The organism is Ruminococcus sp. YRD2003 (genome assembly GCA_900109435.1).
GTDB classification, from domain to species: Bacteria; Bacillota; Clostridia; order Oscillospirales; family Ruminococcaceae; genus Ruminococcus; species Ruminococcus flavefaciens_G.
On the sequence record FNZT01000005.1, the window covers coordinates 165881 to 183029 of the forward strand.

Consider the following 17149-nt stretch of genomic DNA (forward strand, 5'->3'; position numbering starts at 1 on the left):
CGGAGAAAAATTTTTCACTGACAGCCGAAAGGCGGCAAAAGAGCCGATATCACTCCATTTTCTTGAACTGCTCGGTAATGCCCTCTCCGTTGTAGAAGGTGACTTGGTCTCCGTCAAGCACGAAGGTGCTGTCGCCAAGCTCGTCGGCAAGGCTGCCGTCCGCTGCGTTCGGGAGCATAAGGCTGAACTCGTCGCCGCTCTGCGTATACTCGCAGAACTCGGGCAGAAACACTATGAAATTCCCGCGCCTTATCCTCATCTGAACTTCGAGCTCTGATGTCTCTTCTCCCGTGATAAGCCCCGCAAGCTTCTCTTTGAAAAGGTCTGTCACGATATCGTACAAGCCGTCATAGCTGTCGGGGGCAGGGTCGTCCCGACGCTGCATCCTGAGAAATTCGACGCGCTCGCCGCTCTCCTCGTCAGTCGTATAGATAACGAGCTCCGTACCGTCGTACTCTGTGTTCTCGGGCGGGAATTCCTCGCCGCTGAGCATAAATGTACCGTCGCTCCTGAGCATCATTACCTCGGAGATGTCAAATTCCGCGCTCACCTTTCCGTTGTCCTGCAATACGATATCGGCTTCGTCGCCTGCCCAGCGTCCCACAAGAACGCCGTCCTCGTAGTCGTGGTGCTCATGGAAGGTCGCCGTCTCGGTGGTCGGCTCGGACGTCGGCTCCGATGCAGCCTCGGATGTCGGTGCCTCGGTGCTCCCCGCGACAACTATCGGTCTGACTGACTGCTCCTCTTTGTCTCCGCACGAAGCCAGAGACAGAACCGCCGCAGCAACGGTTAAAATGGCTGTTATCCTTCTGTTCATGGCGTTTCCCTCACTTTACCTTGTTCAGGACTTCCTTCGCTCCGTCCTCGTAGGTGAGCGTGAGGGTGTCCCCGTCTATTTTATATGTGTACTTAACCGAGTCGTCGACGTGCTTTACGTAATTCATGTTCTCGCTGAACAGCTCGAGCGTTCCGTCGTTCGTCTCGAAATAGCAGTAATCCTTGACTATGAATCTGAGGTCCTCGCCCTCTATCTCGGCGAGCACGTTTATCTTGTCCGTGCTTATGGCAAGATTATATGCCAGCATATCGCGGTATGAGCCGCCGAGCAGCTCGTACTCGCCGTCGTAGCTGTTCTTGTTTTCGGCTCCCGTGCGCTTCATATCGAGCAGCAGTATGTCCTGCTGACCCTCCTCTGCCTCGTCATAGCGGTGCGATACCCTGAGAGCCGTGCCGTCGTACTCTATCTCCTCCTTGCCGACTTTCGTAGTCTCCATAGAGAACGTGCCGTCACTGTTGAAATGCGCGGACGAGCTGAAGTCTATCGGCAGCGAAACTGTCCTGTCCTCGGCGAAAATGTAGCCGTTGGCTCCGCTGCTCCACTCTCCGAGAATGGCACTGTCTATGTCCGTGACGCTCACGCGCGCCTCCTTAGAGCTGCTGTCCGTCTGCTTGCCTGAACAGCCGACAAGTGCCGTTCCCGCCATAGCGGCTGCAAGTATTAGTGCTGTTATCCTTTTCATATTATCCTCCGAATCATATTTCGTCCATTGAGAGAGTAGCTACTGCGTTGAGGCTCTCGTCCGCGGTGATGCCCGCTATAAGGTTGTAGCTGCCCTGACAGCCTATCATCGCGCCGTTGTCTCCGCAGAGGCTCTTCTCGGGCATATAAAAGCTGTAGCCGCGCTTTTCGCACGCTTCCGCCATTGCCGCGCGGACGCCCGAATTCGCGGAAACTCCGCCTGCGAGCGCTATCTTCTTATAGCCGAGTGCTTCAGCCGCGAGCATGGTCTTGCCCGTGAGTATCTCCGCTATCGTCGCCTGAAGGCTCGCCGACAGGTCGTTCCTGTCGATGTGCTCGCCCTTCTGCTCGGCATGGTGGAGCAGATTTATCACGTTGGTCTTTAGTCCCGAGAAGCTGAGGTCGAACTCGTTGCCCGCGACCGCGGGATGCGGAAGTCTGAACGCTTTCGGGTCGCCCGACTGTGCAGCTTTGTCGACGTGGACGCCTCCCGGATACGGGAAGCCCATGGCACGGGCGCACTTGTCAAAGCACTCCCCTGCTGCGTCGTCGCGGGTGCGTCCGACTACGCGGAATTTTGTGTAGCTCAGCACCTCGATGATGTGGCTGTGACCTCCGCTCGCGACAAGACAGAGGTAGGGGGGCTCGAGGTCGGGGTGGCTGAGATAGTTCGTGGCGATGTGTCCCGCGATGTGATGGACGGGTATCAGCGGCTTGCCCGAGGCAAGGGCGAGCCCCTTCGCAAAATTAACGCCTACAAGCAGGGCTCCGATGAGCCCAGGGGCGTATGTAACGGCAATGCCGTCGAGGTCGGCAAGCTCGGTATCCGCGTCAGCAAGCGCTTTCCGCGTCACGCCGAGGATGTTCTCACAGTGGCGGCGCGAGGCTATCTCGGGCACTACTCCGCCGTATTTCCTGTGCTCCTCTATCTGTGTGGATATTACCGACGAGCGTATCGTGCGGCAGTCTTCTATCACGCTCGCGGCTGTCTCGTCGCAGGAGCTTTCTATTCCTAAAATCAGCATTATTCTGCACTTTCCTTCATGTTTTTGACCATTATATCCGCGTCCTCGATAGGGTCACGGTAAAACCGCTTCCGCGTGCCCTCCTTCACGAAGCCGAAGCTTTCGTAGAGGGCTATCGCAGCGGCGTTCGACTGACGTACCTCAAGGGCGACGGTCTCGACCTCCTCGGGCACGTTCGCGAGAAATTCGCCGAGAAGCGCCCTCGCTGCTCCCATTCTGCGGTATTCGGGAGCAGTCGCAACGGTGAGCACCTCGCCTGTATCGGAAGCCGTAAAGCCCGCAAATACGCCTGCGAGCTCATCGCCGCAGTAAGCGGCGAGAACAACTCCGCCCTCGCGCTCTGCCGCGTCCGCAAATGCCTTGGCAGACCAGCCGAAGCCTCCGAAGCAATACTTGTCCAGCAGCGACATCTGCCCGAAAGTTTCATCGGTGAACGGTGCTCGCTTTATCTCAAATCTCATAGTATCAGCCCTTCGCTTCGTACCAGCTCTCGCCCTGATGAACGTCTACGGCGAGCGGCACCTTCATTTCGTACACGCCCTGCATCTCCTCTTTCAGTATCTCGGCGGCGCGGTCGGCGCAGGAGAGGTCGGACTCGATGATGAGCTCGTCGTGTACTTGCAGTATCAGCTCTGCTGCGAGATTTTCAGCTCTGAGGCGGCGGTATACGTTTATCATCGCTATCTTTATGAGGTCGGCGGCTGTGCCCTGCACGGGAGTGTTCATGGCTATGCGCTTGCCCGCAGCCTGTAACATCTTGTTCGACGAGAGAAGCTCGGGAATGCGCCTTTTGCGCCCGAACATCGTCGTGACTTCTCCCGTTTTCATCGCGCCGTCAACTGTCGACTCCATGAAGTCGTTTACCTTCGGGTACTTCGCGAGGTAGTCGGCAATGTACTTCTTCGCCTGTGCCACGGACGTGCCGATGTCCTTCGAGAGAGAGAAGGCTCCGATACCGTAGATTATGCCGAAATTTACGGCTTTGGCGGCGCTTCTCATCTCTGGTGTCACCATGACGGGCGGCATATCGAATACCTGTGCGGCGGTCGAAGTATGGATGTCCTCGCCCGAGCTGAATGCGGATATCATATTCTCGTCGCCGCAGAGGTGCGCCATGACGCGCAGCTCTATCTGGCTGTAGTCCGCGTCAACGAGGACGCGCCCCTCAGATGCCGTGAAGAATTTCCTCATCTGCGAGCCGAGCTCCGTGCGGACGGGGATGTTCTGCACGTTCGGCTCGGTGGACGATATGCGCCCCGTCCTCGTCTCCGTCTGGCGGAAACTGGTGTGTATGCGGCCGTCCTCCGCGACCTTGTCGAGCAAGCCCTCGACATAGGTGGAGTTGAGCTTCGTGTACTGACGGTATTTCAGCACGTTGTCCACTATCGGCGAGTAGTTGCGGAGCTCCTCGAGGACTTCCGCGTTCGTGGAGTAGCCGCTCTTGGTCTTCTTCTTCGCGGGCAGCCCGAGCTCCTCGAAGAGTACCGTTCCGAGCTGCTTCGGAGATGCGATGTTGAACTCGTGCCCCGCATCGTCGTATATCATCTGACGGGTCTCCTCTATCATCTCTGAGAGGTCGGCACCGAACGACTTTACGCCGTCCTTGTCTATCATCACGCCGTAATGCTCCATGGAGGCAAGCACCTCCGTCAGCGGCATTTCGATGTTTTCGAGGAGGTCTGTCATGCCCTCGCGCTCTATCTCGGAGCGCAGCTTCTTCGCAAGTCCGCGCAGGGAGACGAGGTCGGCATGGACGCCGTTCTCCGTGCAGTAGTGGACACCGTACTCCGCACAGAGCTTGTCTGCGGCGTAGTCGGAAGCCGAGGTGTTCAGCAGATAACCGCATATCGGGATATCTGTGCGTACATTGCGGAGCTCTCCGCCGTGTGCCATGGCATAGCGGTACTGCGGCTTCGCATCGAATGTGGTCTTTTCGCAGTCTGAGGCGAAGAATTCGCATATCAGCTGCTCGTCGGCGGTCGTGTAGACTGTCGTGCCGCTCAGTACCGAGAGCTCACCGTCGTCAAACAGACAGCAGACATCAGTAAATCCAGATATATCGGCGGATGTGAGCTCCTGTTCCGTCACCTCTATGGGGATGTGCTCATCCTGCTTCACCTCGGGAGCTGCCTCGCCCGCAGAAGCAGATATCCCCAGCTTATCGAGCAGCTTGTACATCTCCAGCTCTGTAAGCAGGCGGCTTACTCCCGCATTATCAGGCTCGCCGAGTTTGCAGTCTGTCGGAACCGCGCCTATCGGAGCGTCGCGCACTATCGTCGCGAGCCACTTGCTCTCCTTGGCGGACTCCGCTCCCGCTGCAAGCTTCGCTTTCACGCCTTTTGTGAGTCCCGACGCCTCATAGCCCGCGTATACGCCCTCGAGCGTGCCGAACTCCTGTATGAGCGACTTTGCCGTCTTTTCGCCGATGCCCGCCACGCCCCTGATATTGTCAGAGCTGTCGCCCATGAGCGCTTTCAGGTCTATCAGGCGTATCGGTTCAAAGCCGTAGTCCTCGCGGAAACGCTCGGGCGTGTAGTGGATAGTCTCCTTGTTCGTGGCGAGCAGCACCGTAACCTTGTCGTCGATGAGCTGGAGACTGTCCCTGTCGCCCGTGAGGACATAGCACTCGTCCCCGCTGTCGCTGCACTGCTTCGAGAGCGTGCCGAGGATGTCGTCTGCCTCGTAGCCCTCGCACTCGATGACCTTAATACCGAGCAGACCGAGAAGCTCCTTTATCAGCGGGAGCTGCTGCGCGAGCTCCTCGGGCATACCCTTGCGGTTCGCCTTGTAGTAGTCCGCTGCCTTGTGGCGGAAGGTCGGGGCTTTGAGGTCGAATGCCACCGCGACCGCGTCGGGGCGGACGTCGTCGAGATTCTTCATATATATGTTCATAAAGCCGAATATGGCGTTCGTGAACACGCCTTTCTTGTTCGAGAGGAGCTTTATTCCGTAAAATGCGCGGTTGAGTATGCTGTTGCCGTCTATTGCAAGGAGCTTCATCTTCATCTTCCTTTCGTGCATGAATACATACATTATTATTATACCACACATCAGGGGAAATAGCAAGTATTTGAGACAGATCAAAAAATCAGTAATGCCAACCCTGACGTTACGTCATAGTGATAGGTGGACTATCAGTATGAAACGTCGTCCCCTGCGATTGAAAAAGCCTCCCTTGCGGGAGGCTTTGTTGTATCGTATTTTATTCTTTGCTTTCTTCCTCGGGGCCCTCGACCAGCTTCGCCTTGTGGAGAGCTGTGCCGACTGCCGTTGTGATGACTGTGGACACCACCATTTCAAACAGTGCGTTGATCCCTACGAATACCACCACGAAAAGCAGCACGTTGCCGTTGCCCTTGGAGTCGATGAGGTCCTTTACGTAGTCGTCTCTGCCGAAAAGCAGTACCAGTGCCGTCATAAAGAACAGGGTGTTCAGAAACGCCGAGCAGAAGCCCGTTACTGCACTCGATACCTGCATACGCGTGAGCTTGCGTCCGCTGACGAGCAGGTAGCCGATGCAGAAAAGCAGCAGCGCTACCGTGATGCATATATACCAGATAAGTCCGCCCGATGACATCAGGTCGTCCATGACCTTGTCGCGTACCCATACCTTCTTGCCTTCCTCGCCTACTACCGAGTGCGAGAATGCGAACTGCATTATCGACAGGAACAGCGCGATACCAAAGAATGACGTTACCAGTCCCGCAACAGCGTAGTAAGCACGCTTAGCCTTGAGCTTTGTCACGCCCTGATAGATGAAGCCGACGAGAAGTCCGTCAAGCGCACGGGGAACAACTCTCTGAATGAAAGCGAACACGGGGTTGATTTGAGCGAGTGTCTCGCCCATAACACTGAGTGGTCCGATGCCGAAACACTGCAGGAAGCTGAATATTCCGAAGAACGTGCCTACGATGAGTCCGCCGACGGGTCCCAGCGCGATGCCTGCAACGGCAATTGGGATGATGTTCAGCGTGATGGACAGCGGTCCTATGGGGATAGTTCCGATCGGCGTCAGCGAGAAAAGCAGTACGATCGCCATCAGAAGTCCCAACAGTACCATTGAACGGGTGTTGAACTTTGTTTTCATATTTGATTTTTCCTCCTTGTTATTATTCCTCCGAAGAGGATACAATACAACGGATTCATAATAACATATCTTTCCACAGTTGTCAAGTCTTACCGAAAATTCGGGGATATATTTATTTTATGCCTCTTATTGCATTTGTTTTGATGATATTACCAATTCTTACTTTATTTATACTAAAAAATTCCTTTAAACGTTGCAATATCCGAAAAATTATGCTATAATCAGCGTATAATGACATATTATTACAATAAGTGAGGTTTATATGAAAAAAACTAAGATAACAGTTTCTGCTGCTGTCGCTGCTCTCTGTATGCTCGTCGCAGCGGGAGCTTGCAGAATGCCGCACGATGAGCCTGATGAGCCTGAGCCTGTCATGACCGACAGCAATACCGCGGGAACCACGCAGAGTACCAGGTCTGAGACCAAGACCGAGCCTGCAACTGAGGCTGCCACGCTGCATATCAGCCCTGTGGAGACTGTCTCAGCTGAGGGCGCCACTCAGCAGACAGTCAGCAGGACCATCTCCCGCGAAAACGGCAGCAATACTCTCAAGCTCCCGCTCGCCGACTTCATCGAGGAGGGCGACAGGATAAGCTCTTTCACTTTCGTCATCTACTCCGACGACGGCAGCAATATCGGCGAATTCAAGGGCGGCTGCGGTATCTCCGTAACAGGTGATTGTCCCGCCGCTACAGATGAGGGCTGGTATCAGTCCGACGATTTCGCTGCCCCCACACAGGGTACCTACGGCGAGATAAGGTGGGACGTGCCCGCTGACATACGCGACTATATCTCTCCTGCGGGAGAGGTGCTTTTCGGCTACTGGTGGGGCGGCGCGGGAAGTATCCGCATCGAAGAGGTCGTATGCACCTATACACGAACAAGAGATATCCCCGTTGACGGCGAAGTTACACAGAATATAGGCAGGAGCGTCAGCTATGGCGGCTCAGATAATACGATAAGGATACCTACGGCAGGCTTCCTCCCCGAGGGCGCTGTCCCGCAGGCGGTGACCTTTAATGTCAGCGCGGCGGGCAGTCTTAAAAAGTTCACGGGAGGCTTCGGCTACAGCTCCTCGGCAGGCAGCTGTCAGTCGCCCGATACCGCGGTCTTTACGGACAGCTCGTCCCTTACGCTGACGTGGTTCGTGCCCGAGGAAGCTAAAAACTACATCGCAGAGGACGGTGAGCTTGTGCTTGGATACTGGTGGAGCGAACAGCCTTCGGTAACTCTCGGCGACGTTACCGTGAAGTACAGCAGCGACGGGTCGGCTCCCGTGCCCGTGACGACCAAAAACAGCTCGGAGACTGCCCCTGCTCCCGCAAATACGGGCTTCCGCAGCTCGGCTGAGATAGTCGGCGATATAAAGGTCGGCTGGAACCTCGGAAATACCCTCGACAGCTACAATACAGGCAAAAAAGGCCTCTCGACCGAGACGGGCTGGGGCAACCTCAAAACCACCGAGAAAATGATAGTCGGCGTTAAGGAGGCGGGCTTCAACGCCATTCGTATACCCGTTACGTGGGACGAGCACATGGACGGTGATACCATTCAGGCGGACTGGCTCGCACGCGTGAAAGAAGTCGTCGATTACGCCTACAACAACGATATGTTCGTTATCCTCAATATGCACCACGACGACTACATCTGGTTCGACCCGAATGACTCCGAGTACGCGGGCGACAGCGCCAAGCTCATAAAGATTTGGGAGCAGATATCCGCCGAATTCAAGGATTACGGCGACCGCCTCCTCTTCGAGGGCATGAACGAGCCACGTACCGTGGGAAGCTCAGCCGAATGGATGGGCGGTACTGCTGCCGAGAGGAAAATAATCAACAAGTATGAGCAGGACTTCGTTGATACCGTCAGAAAATCAGGCGGAAACAACTCCGAAAGAACTCTTGTCATCACCAGCTATGCCGCCTCCGCAGAGGACGTCGCGATGAACGACGTTGTCGTGCCGAACGACAGCCACGTTATTGTGTCGCTGCACTACTACGCTCCGTGGAAGTTCGCGGACGGTCAGACTACCACGTTCGGCAGCTCCGAAAAATCAGAGCTCGACGCCAAATTCGCCAAGATGAAAAGCAAGTTCGGCAACACTCCCGTTATTATCGGTGAGTTCGGCTGCGTGGCTGTCGCAGATGACGCTACTCGTGCGGACTACTACAGCTATTATATCTCTGCCGCCAAGGCGCAGGGCATCAAGTGCTTCGTCTGGGATAACGGCGTGCGCTCGGGCAAGGACGGCTTCGGTATCTATAACCGCGGCGCTCAGAAGTGGAATGACACTATCCTCGCGGGTATAATGGAAGGCGCAAAGTAATCCGTAATCAGCCGATGCCATAAAATATGCAGGGTGTGCCCCTGCATAAAACTTCATTTTATCAGTATCTCCCTCTGCTCACAGATATCACCTTTGAGACGGTACGCGACGTTCAGCGTCAGCGTGCCGTCTTTTTCTGTAGGCGTGACCTCGCGCTCCATTATCTCGCAGTCCGACAGGAAGTTCTTCTCGTAGATGTATACCTTCTGCATGAGCTCGTCGGTCAGCTCTTCGCTCGTGAGCTCTGTCTCAGTGCGCGCATACTCCGTATAGCTGTACCGCGCTATGCTTATCGGCAGGCTCTTCCCGAACACCCTCACGGGCTTGACCACGCACTCCTCTTCGCGGAGCTCATAGTCGTTCCTGCCGAGATACAGCGGTATATCAAGGCTGAACAGCCTCAGTCTCCGACGCGTATCCGTTCTGCCCGTGGGAACAAGACGCTCCTGTACGAGCTCGCCCGTGAATGAGGCTTCGTCACGGTATATACCCGTTATCGCGGCGAGCGCGTGGTGGAGAGTGGTGTGACCCGTGTCGTCGCGCGTCACTCCGCTCACAAGCATATCGCCACGCATTACGTAGTCTCCGACCTTGTGCATGAGCTGGCCGTCAAGCACTGTCGTGTAAACTATCTCTGCTTCGTGGGCGGCGACAAGATTGCAGGGTATCCGCGAATGCAGCATTTTCGGCTTCTCCACTATCTCAGTGACCTCTACAACGAGCCTGTGTCCCGTCCTGTGCATACCCGCCCATGACAGTCCGTTCACCATCAGCTGAAGCTGATTTTCGCAGTTTATGTAGTTTATCTGTCCGAATGGCGTGCCGCGGCGGATGTCGAGCTCGTCAAGCGCCGCAAGTATCGTCTCGTCGCTTATGGTCTCGTTGCCCTGTATGTCTATTGTGACGACTGTCCCCGAAAAATAAAGAGACGCCGCTATCACGAGCACAAGTCCGATGACGAGCCCGAATCGTCTGCGGCGGTGTATGACCTCCGAGGAAAGGGTATCGTATTCGTAGCTCGTCAGCTCTATGCCGTGCTCCTCTGCGATATCCCCGAGCCGTCCGAGGTCGGAGCGGTATATCTCCGCACAGAAGCTGCCGCGGCTGACGTACTGCTTATAGCAGCTTATGCGGCTCTCATGGACTGCGTTTATGAAGCCGTACAGGTCGCGTCCCACGGCGTTTATCTTAACTATGCCCCGAATCCGTTCTCTCATACCGTCCCGCTCTCCTTTCCGCAAGCTCTACCCGCGTTATCCTCCCGCGTATGACAAGTCCGCCCGTCTTGTGGTCGTAGGCGCGCAGCCCGCTCCCCCATACCTGAACGCGCAGATGACCCGATATGAACTGCATGAACACTTCGTCGCATTCCTCTATGCGGCGGCAGTTCTCGACAACAAGCTCGCGGTTGCCTTCAATATGTATCCCCGACACGGGCGAGAGGAGCTCCTCTGCCCTGCCCGATAGCTTTTCAAACATATTATCACCCTTCAAATAATATGATTGACTGGGTGATATTTATGAAAAAAACAAGAGATTTATTGACAGCACTCCTGCTCGCGGGGACTGCCGCGCTCTGCATTCTTGCCGCAGATACTGTCGGAGCAGCGGTATACGCTGCTTTGCAGCGCTGCCTGACCGCCGTGATACCGTCTCTGTTTGCCATGATCGCTGTCTCGGGGCTGCTCATAAGGAGCGGCACGGTCACTGCCGCGGGAAGGCTCGTACATCGTGCGGGAAGGCTCCTGCTCGGCATGGACGGCGATATCTTCCTTATTTTCCTCTTCTCAAACATCGCGGGATACCCCGTCGGAGCCCGTATGCTCATCTCCTGCTATGAGACGGGCAGGCTCACAAAACGCGAGGCTGAGCTCCTTGCGGGGGTGTGCTTCGGGGCGGGCCCCGCCTTCATCTACGGCTGCATCGCGGGGCAGCTCTACCGCTCGGCGAAAGCGGGACTGCTCATCAGCCTCTCGACCGCGACAGGCAGCCTCTTGTGCGCGGTCGTCATGTCGGTGTATCTGCGAAGACACGGTCACGGTGCTCCGCCGCGCTCGGTAGTCACATTCAACGCGGAGATGCTCCCCGACTGCGTATCCTCGGCGGGACGCGCTATGGCTGAGATATGCGCCGCTATTCTGGGATTTGCCGTGATTTCGGCTCTCCTTATACGCACGGGTGCTTTGCCTGCTGCCGCTGAGCTGTTCGCACGGCTCACGGGCAGAGACTTCACGACCTCTGCGGGGCTCATCTGTGCGGCTCTCGACGTTACCGCCGTCGGCAGCCTCCCCGCAGGCGACTACACGCTCCTGCCTGCGATATCCGCGCTCGTCACCTTCGGGGGCGGCTGCGTTTTTATGCAGCTCGCGGCTATATACCGCGGAAAACTGTCCCTGCTCCCCACAGCCGTGTTACGCCTCGGGGCTGCTGCTGTCAGCTTCGCCGCGTGCAGGCTGCTGCTGCCGCTCTTCATCGCTGGCGAGACGGTCTCCGCTGCCGTGGTAACAAAGGTACACAGCGCTCCGTCGCCTGTACCGTCGGTGCTGCTCGCGGTGATGACGGTGATGGTGTTCATGAAGTATGAGAAGTGCAGAAGAAAAAATGTGTAGGGGACGCCGCCCTCGGCGTCCCGTCGCTCGCCCGTGATTTTTCGCATTTTCGGGCGCACGGAATGCGCCCCTACACAAAAAAGGCGCTCCGAAGAGCGCCTTTCATTTTACTGTTTATTCTTCCGTTTCAGCCTGAGTTCAGCGAAAAACTGCGAAAGCAGCTCCGCACACTCTTCCTCCATGATCCCGCCGATGACCTCGGGCTTGTAGTTGTAGGGGTACTCGAACATCCTCTGCACCGACACCGCCGACCCGCTTTTCAGGTCGTATGCGCCGAAGCATACCGTGTCTATCCGCGAGTTTATTATCGCCCCGCAGCACATCGGGCACGGCTCCAGTGTGACATACAGGGTACAGTCGGGCAGCCTCCAGCCGCCGAGCTTTTTGCAGGCTTCGTCTATCGCCATTATCTCTGCATGGGCAAGAGCGTTTTTCGCTCCCTCACGCATATTCCGTCCCTCGCCGACTATCTCGCCCGTCGCCTTTTTCACGACCACCGCTCCGACAGGGACCTCCCCTGCCGCAAATGCGGCGCGTGCAAGCTCAAGGGCGCGCTCCATATACCTGTCTGTCATTGCGTCAGCCTCACACAGGCGTAGGCAAGGCAGATGAGCACGACTGCCGAATACGGGAAGGTCTTTATCGCAAAGCCGAATCTCTTCCACCGCGAATACTCTGAGCTGTACCGCGCGATACCGCCCTTCTTCCTGCGGACAAACCCTATCCAGAACACAATAAAGCCGATTATTCCGACTGCAAGCGCTGTCATCATAAAGAGGTTGCGGGTGAGCGGCATCTTGTCTGTGCTGTCGGTCTCGAGTATGATCAGGGCGAGGTCGTACATCTTGTAGACTATGCTGACCGATATCGCTGTAAACAGCGAGCCGCTGCTGACCATTCCGTAGCCTGCAACGAGCGATACGAGTATCGTTACCGGCATTGCGCGGAAGTCCTGTGTCAGCAGTCCTGCCGTAAGCGAGGTGACTACTATCGCGAACGGGTCGCCGAACTGTCTCAGTGCCGCGAACATCGCTCCGTGAAAGAACATTTCCGATATTATCGACATTATCACGACGTCGAATATCGTATACATCAGGAATTCATTCTGGTCCCAGACGTAGAGGTCGGCGTCTATGCTGCGGAAGTAGTCGTATATCTCCTTCGATTCGCTCGAATACGCCGTTGGCAGACTCGCCGCCGTACAGACTATGAGCGTCATGGCTATCGCTCCGACAAGCGCAAGACTGTTGTTCATGTGCCGCATAAACTCAACCTTGCTCGGGAGTTTGAACTTGATATGCGCATACAGCACGGGTACTGCCACCTTCAGTACCGATACCGAAATCAGTGCCGCTACTATCTCCATGCTGCCGCCGTAAATGGAGGAGTTGAAGAAGTTGGTATGTATATCGAAGCCGAGCAGCGTGAACAGTGATATGCCGAGCTTGCCGATGACGTCTTCGGTGAACACCCATATCAGGGCGGATATACCGATGATATAGAAAATGTGCGGCAGCGTTTCTTTCTCCGCCTCCTCGACCGAGTGCGCGACAAAGCCCTTGCTGTCGACATAGACCTTCTCGTTTTTATTGGCGGCATAGTTGAAGGCACAGTGATTGTCCTTATTGCGTCGCCATTTCTTGTATTTCTCGTTGTATGAATCATGCTGGGTAGAGTAGTCGAACTCGCCGATAACGTCTACTATGCCACTCTTGCTCTCATCACTCATCCGACCACCTCCTTGCTATAAAATGCGACTCTATGCTAATTTATATTATACCATAATCGGGTTTGTATAATGTTATTTTTTTACCTTTAAAATGTGAACAAACTGTTAATTAAATTGCTCATTCCATTACGTGGTCGAGCGCACAGTAGAAAATACGCTGTACGTGTTCGTCACACAACGAGTAGAATATCGTCTTGCCCTCGCGGCGTGTCGCCACAAGACGCGCCTGCTTCAGTACGCGGAGCTGATGCGAGATAGCCGACTGAGTCATCCCGAGCAGACGTGCGATATCACACACGCACAGTTCACTTCTGCACAGAGCGGCAATTATTCTGAGCCTTGTCGGGTCGCCGAAAACCTTCAGCAGCTCCGCCGCGTCGTAAAGTGCCGATTCGTCGGGCATTTCGTCCGCAGCTCTGCCGATGCTCCCTTTTTTTGCGGTGTTTTGCTCTTCCATTTTCCTTCTCCTTAAAACATTGGTATTACCGACACTATCTGCATCGTCACAAAAACAGCAAATGTGCTGAAAACAAATCCTATCACGCACGTAAGTATCGTCCATATATCGTATACCTTCCTGCTCCTGCGGCTGAACAGGACGTGGTATGTGCGGTCGGTACGGTACATCTTGTCGTTGAGTATCATCTCGCTCGGGAATATGCACGGGTACTCGGTCCCTTCAACTTCGTAATACGCCACCTTGAAGTTGCCCTTCGGTGACTTGTCCACGCGGATGAACTTTGCCTCGGTGCGCTTGGTGAAAAGCATTCGCACACAGAAAAACGCAAACATGAACATCATCAGCACGATAGCCAGCTCTATAAGTACAAGTCCGCCCAATACGAGCATCTCGTTGCTCACGCCCAGTATCTTGCAGAATACGATTATGACTATCAATGCTATGACGAGCTCCATGTGCTCACCTCCGTCCGACTGTATGTATACACAGATACGCTTGACATTATGTTCTATTTTACCACATTTATGTACAAAAGTCAACAAAAAGGCTTCGGTTACGGTATCCGCCTGCCCCCGACTTTCTCCGCACGGGAACACTGCTCCCATGACACATTATTTCACGCCGCGATCGCCTCAATGCGGAAGCGGTCTGCGTGCGGTATACACCTATTGCTGTCAATGCCGCTCCTGCCGTGCGACGCGCTCCGAGCACTTTTTTACAGAATGGAAAAATATTTTTTACGACTGTTGCTTTTTTATAAATAGTATGATATAATATTTTTATATCATACCGTCTGACTGTAAGCACTGCGGTCTTGCGGTAAAAACGAGTTAGGAGTTAATCTATATGAAGTACGGACATTTCGACCTTGAAAACAAGGAATACGTCATCACTAATCCCGCTACTCCCGCACCATGGGCCAATTACCTCGGTGACCCCGAGTACGGCGCTATGATATCCAACAACGCCGCAGGCTACAGCTTCGTGAAGTCGGGCGCTAACGGTCGTATCTCTCGCTTCCGCTTCAATTCCGAAATGGCGCTCCCAGGACGCTATATCTACATCCGCGACAACGACGCCAACGACTACTGGTCGGCTTCATGGCAGCCCGTCGGCAAGCCGCTCGACAAGTATAAGAGCGAATGCCGCCACGGTACTGCATACACTGTCATCTCTGCCGAATATACAGGCATCAAGTCCGAGGTGACTTACTATGTCCCCTATGGCAAGACTTATGAGGTATGGCGCGCTAAGGTGACGAACGCCTCCGACAAGGAGAGAAAACTCTCCGTTTACGGCATGGTGGAGTTCACCAACGAGCCCAACTACGAGCAGGACCAGGTAAACCTCCAGTATACGCTGTTCATCACGCGTACAAGCTTCGAGGAGAACCGTATCATCCAGCATATGAACGAGAATACAGGCTTCGACGAAACAGGCTCTAACCACAAGGAGCGCTTCTTCGGTATGGTAGGTCAGCCCGTTACAGGCTATAACGGCTCGCTCAGCAACTTCATCGGTCCATACAGGACTTTCTCAAATCCTATCGCTGTTGAATCAGGCAAGTGCGACGGCGTTATGAACTACAACTCCAATTCATGCGGCGCTCTCCAGAGCGATATCACCCTCGCTGCGGGCGAAACAAAGGAGTTCGTCTTCATCATGGGTCAGCGAAACAGCGCTGAGGCTGCCGCTATACTCGATGAGTACAAGGCTGAAGGCAAAGTTGACGCCGAGATAAAGCAACTCAAGGACTACTGGCACGGTCAGCTCGCTAATTTCCAGGTCGAGACTCCGTCCGACGAGTTCAACAACATGATAAACGTCTGGAACGCTTACCAGTGCTTCATCACTTTCATCTGGTCAAGAGCCGCTTCCTTCGTGTACTGCGGTCTCCGCAACGGCTACGGCTACCGCGACACTGTTCAGGATATTCAGGGTATCATCCACCTCGACCCCGAGCTCGCCGCTGAGAAGATACGCTTCATGCTCTCGGCTCAGGTAAGCAACGGCGGCGGTCTCCCGCTCGTTAAGTTCAACCACAACGCAGGTCACGAGACTTGTCCCGACGAGAACGACGAGCACAGCGTTTACGCTAAGGAAACAGGTCACCCCTCGTACCGCGCTGACGACGCTCTCTGGCTCTTCCCGACTATCGTTAAGTACCTCGGTGAGAGCGGAAACAAGGGCTTCCTCGATGAGGTCATCACCTACGCTGAGGAGGGCGGCGGTGAGGCTACCGTTTACGAGCACCTCAAGAACGCTATCCGCTTCTCGCTCGAAAGACTCGGAAGCCACGATATGCCCGCAGGTCTCCACGCTGACTGGAACGACTGCCTCCGCCTCGGAAAGCAGGGCGAGTCCACATTCGTTGCGTTCCAGCTCTACTACGCTATGAACGTTATGACCGAGTTCGCTCAGAGCCGCGGCGACAATGAGTACGTCACATTCATCACTGAGGCTAAGGCAAAGCTTGCTTCCGCGCTCGAAAAGTGCTGGGACGAGGACCGCTTCATCCGCGGTATCCGCGATAACGGCGTCATCGTCGGTGCCAAGAAGGACCCCGAGGCCAATATGTGGCTCAACCCGCAGAGCTGGTCCGTCATCTCGCGCTTTGCCTCCGCCGAGCAGGCTGACAAGGCTATGGACAGCGTTCACGATATACTCAACACACCCTACGGCGCTAAGCTCCTCGAGCCCCCCTACAAGTACCACCACTTCGAGGGCGCGCTCATGCAGGTGTTCAACCTCGATACAAAGGAAAACGGCGGTATCTTCTCGCAGTCGCAGGGCTGGCTGATTCTCGCCGAGGCTCTCCTCGGTCACGGCGACCGCGCATTCGAGTACTTCCTCGAGAGCTCGCCTGCCGCTATGAACGACAAGGCTGAGATACGCGTTATGGAGCCATATGTTCACGGTCAGTTCACCGAGTCGAAGGCTTCTCCCTATGAGGGACGCTCGCACGTTCACTGGCTCACGGGTACTGCTTCGACTGTTATGGTCGGCTGCGTTGAGGGTATCTGCGGTATGCGCCCCGATCTCGGCGGTCTCAATATCGCTCCTTCTATACCCGCTTCATGGGACGGCTTCAAGATATTCAAGAACTTCCGCGGCAAGAAGCTCAACATCACTGTTGACAACTCGGCTCACGTGCAGTCGGGCGTCAAGGAGCTGTACCTCAACGGTACAAAGCTCGAAGGCAGCTATGTTCCTGCGGACAAGCTTGCAGACACTAACGAGATAAAGGTAGTTCTCGGTTAAAAATGTACAATATGAAAGGCGCTCCCTTCTGAGCGCCTTTTTGCTGCTTTGAATTACAGAGGCAAGAAATACGGCTGCCGAGAATTACTCTCGGCAGCCGTATCTTTTATTGAACTGAAAGGAAGTATTACTG

15 protein-coding genes are annotated in these 17149 nt (G+C 55.0%); 3 read left to right on the forward strand and 12 right to left on the reverse strand.

Features of this window, described 5'->3' with window-relative positions; translation table 11 throughout:
- Positions 1–49: 49 nt before the first annotated feature.
- From BMX22_RS04940 to BMX22_RS16780, 6 genes are all read right to left on the reverse strand, one after another.
- Positions 50–817: a hypothetical protein gene (locus BMX22_RS04940; RefSeq protein ID WP_074741200.1), complete on the reverse strand. Its 768-nt coding sequence runs from the start codon at positions 815–817 to the stop codon at positions 50–52.
- 10 nt (positions 818–827) lie between these two features.
- On the reverse strand, positions 828–1520 hold the full coding sequence (locus BMX22_RS04945) for a hypothetical protein (RefSeq protein ID WP_074741202.1): 693 nt from the start codon (positions 1518–1520) through the stop codon (positions 828–830).
- 13 nt (positions 1521–1533) lie between these two features.
- Positions 1534–2544: a tRNA (adenosine(37)-N6)-threonylcarbamoyltransferase complex transferase subunit TsaD gene (tsaD, locus tag BMX22_RS04950; protein WP_074741204.1), complete on the reverse strand. Its 1011-nt coding sequence runs from the start codon at positions 2542–2544 to the stop codon at positions 1534–1536.
- Positions 2544–3005 carry a ribosomal protein S18-alanine N-acetyltransferase gene (gene rimI / locus BMX22_RS04955; RefSeq protein WP_074741205.1) on the reverse strand — a complete coding sequence of 154 codons (462 nt, stop codon included), beginning with the start codon at positions 3003–3005 and terminating at the stop codon, positions 2544–2546. Before rimI ends, tsaD begins: the two co-directional genes overlap by 1 nt.
- 4 nt (positions 3006–3009) lie before the next feature.
- The gene (polA, locus tag BMX22_RS04960) at positions 3010–5544 is read right to left on the reverse strand and encodes a DNA polymerase I (protein WP_074741207.1); all 2535 of its coding nucleotides are present in this window, start codon (positions 5542–5544) and stop codon (positions 3010–3012) included.
- A 202-nt stretch (positions 5545–5746) separates the two neighbouring features.
- Positions 5747–6631 carry an ECF transporter S component gene (locus BMX22_RS16780; RefSeq protein WP_081349089.1) on the reverse strand — a complete coding sequence of 295 codons (885 nt, stop codon included), beginning with the start codon at positions 6629–6631 and terminating at the stop codon, positions 5747–5749.
- Between the two features lie 262 nt (positions 6632–6893).
- Between BMX22_RS16780 and BMX22_RS04970 the strand changes: the two genes are divergently transcribed.
- Positions 6894–8957 carry a cellulase family glycosylhydrolase gene (locus BMX22_RS04970; protein WP_074741209.1) on the forward strand — a complete coding sequence of 688 codons (2064 nt, stop codon included), beginning with the start codon at positions 6894–6896 and terminating at the stop codon, positions 8955–8957.
- A 53-nt stretch (positions 8958–9010) separates the two neighbouring features.
- Here BMX22_RS04970 and BMX22_RS04975 read toward each other — a convergent pair whose 3' ends face one another.
- Positions 9011–10174: a sporulation protein YqfD gene (locus BMX22_RS04975; protein ID WP_074741211.1), complete on the reverse strand. Its 1164-nt coding sequence runs from the start codon at positions 10172–10174 to the stop codon at positions 9011–9013.
- Positions 10146–10436 carry a YabP/YqfC family sporulation protein gene (locus BMX22_RS04980; protein WP_074741213.1) on the reverse strand — a complete coding sequence of 97 codons (291 nt, stop codon included), beginning with the start codon at positions 10434–10436 and terminating at the stop codon, positions 10146–10148. Before BMX22_RS04980 ends, BMX22_RS04975 begins: the two co-directional genes overlap by 29 nt.
- Before the next feature lie 41 nt (positions 10437–10477).
- On the opposite strand from BMX22_RS04980, the gene BMX22_RS04985 reads away from it, so the two are divergent.
- Positions 10478–11566: a hypothetical protein gene (locus tag BMX22_RS04985; protein ID WP_143055472.1), complete on the forward strand. Its 1089-nt coding sequence runs from the start codon at positions 10478–10480 to the stop codon at positions 11564–11566.
- 107 nt (positions 11567–11673) lie between these two features.
- Here BMX22_RS04985 and BMX22_RS04990 read toward each other — a convergent pair whose 3' ends face one another.
- From BMX22_RS04990 to BMX22_RS05005, 4 genes are all read right to left on the reverse strand, one after another.
- A complete protein-coding gene (locus tag BMX22_RS04990) occupies positions 11674–12141 on the reverse strand; it encodes a nucleoside deaminase (RefSeq protein ID WP_074741217.1) in 468 nt (155 codons plus the stop codon).
- The gene (locus BMX22_RS04995) at positions 12138–13295 is read right to left on the reverse strand and encodes a type II CAAX prenyl endopeptidase Rce1 family protein (RefSeq protein ID WP_074741219.1); all 1158 of its coding nucleotides are present in this window, start codon (positions 13293–13295) and stop codon (positions 12138–12140) included. The genes BMX22_RS04990 and BMX22_RS04995 overlap by 4 nt, the downstream gene beginning before the upstream one ends.
- A gap of 118 nt (positions 13296–13413) precedes the next feature.
- Entirely contained in the window at positions 13414–13752 is a 339-nt protein-coding gene (locus BMX22_RS05000) for an ArsR/SmtB family transcription factor (protein ID WP_074741221.1), read from the reverse strand.
- Positions 13753–13763: 11 nt separating this feature from the next.
- On the reverse strand, positions 13764–14210 hold the full coding sequence (locus tag BMX22_RS05005; RefSeq protein WP_074741223.1) for a hypothetical protein: 447 nt from the start codon (positions 14208–14210) through the stop codon (positions 13764–13766).
- 391 nt (positions 14211–14601) lie between these two features.
- Here BMX22_RS05005 and BMX22_RS05010 point away from each other — a divergent pair, with 391 nt between their 5' ends.
- A complete protein-coding gene (locus BMX22_RS05010) occupies positions 14602–17016 on the forward strand; it encodes a GH36-type glycosyl hydrolase domain-containing protein (protein WP_074741225.1) in 2415 nt (804 codons plus the stop codon).
- The last annotated feature ends 133 nt before the right edge of the window (positions 17017–17149 follow it).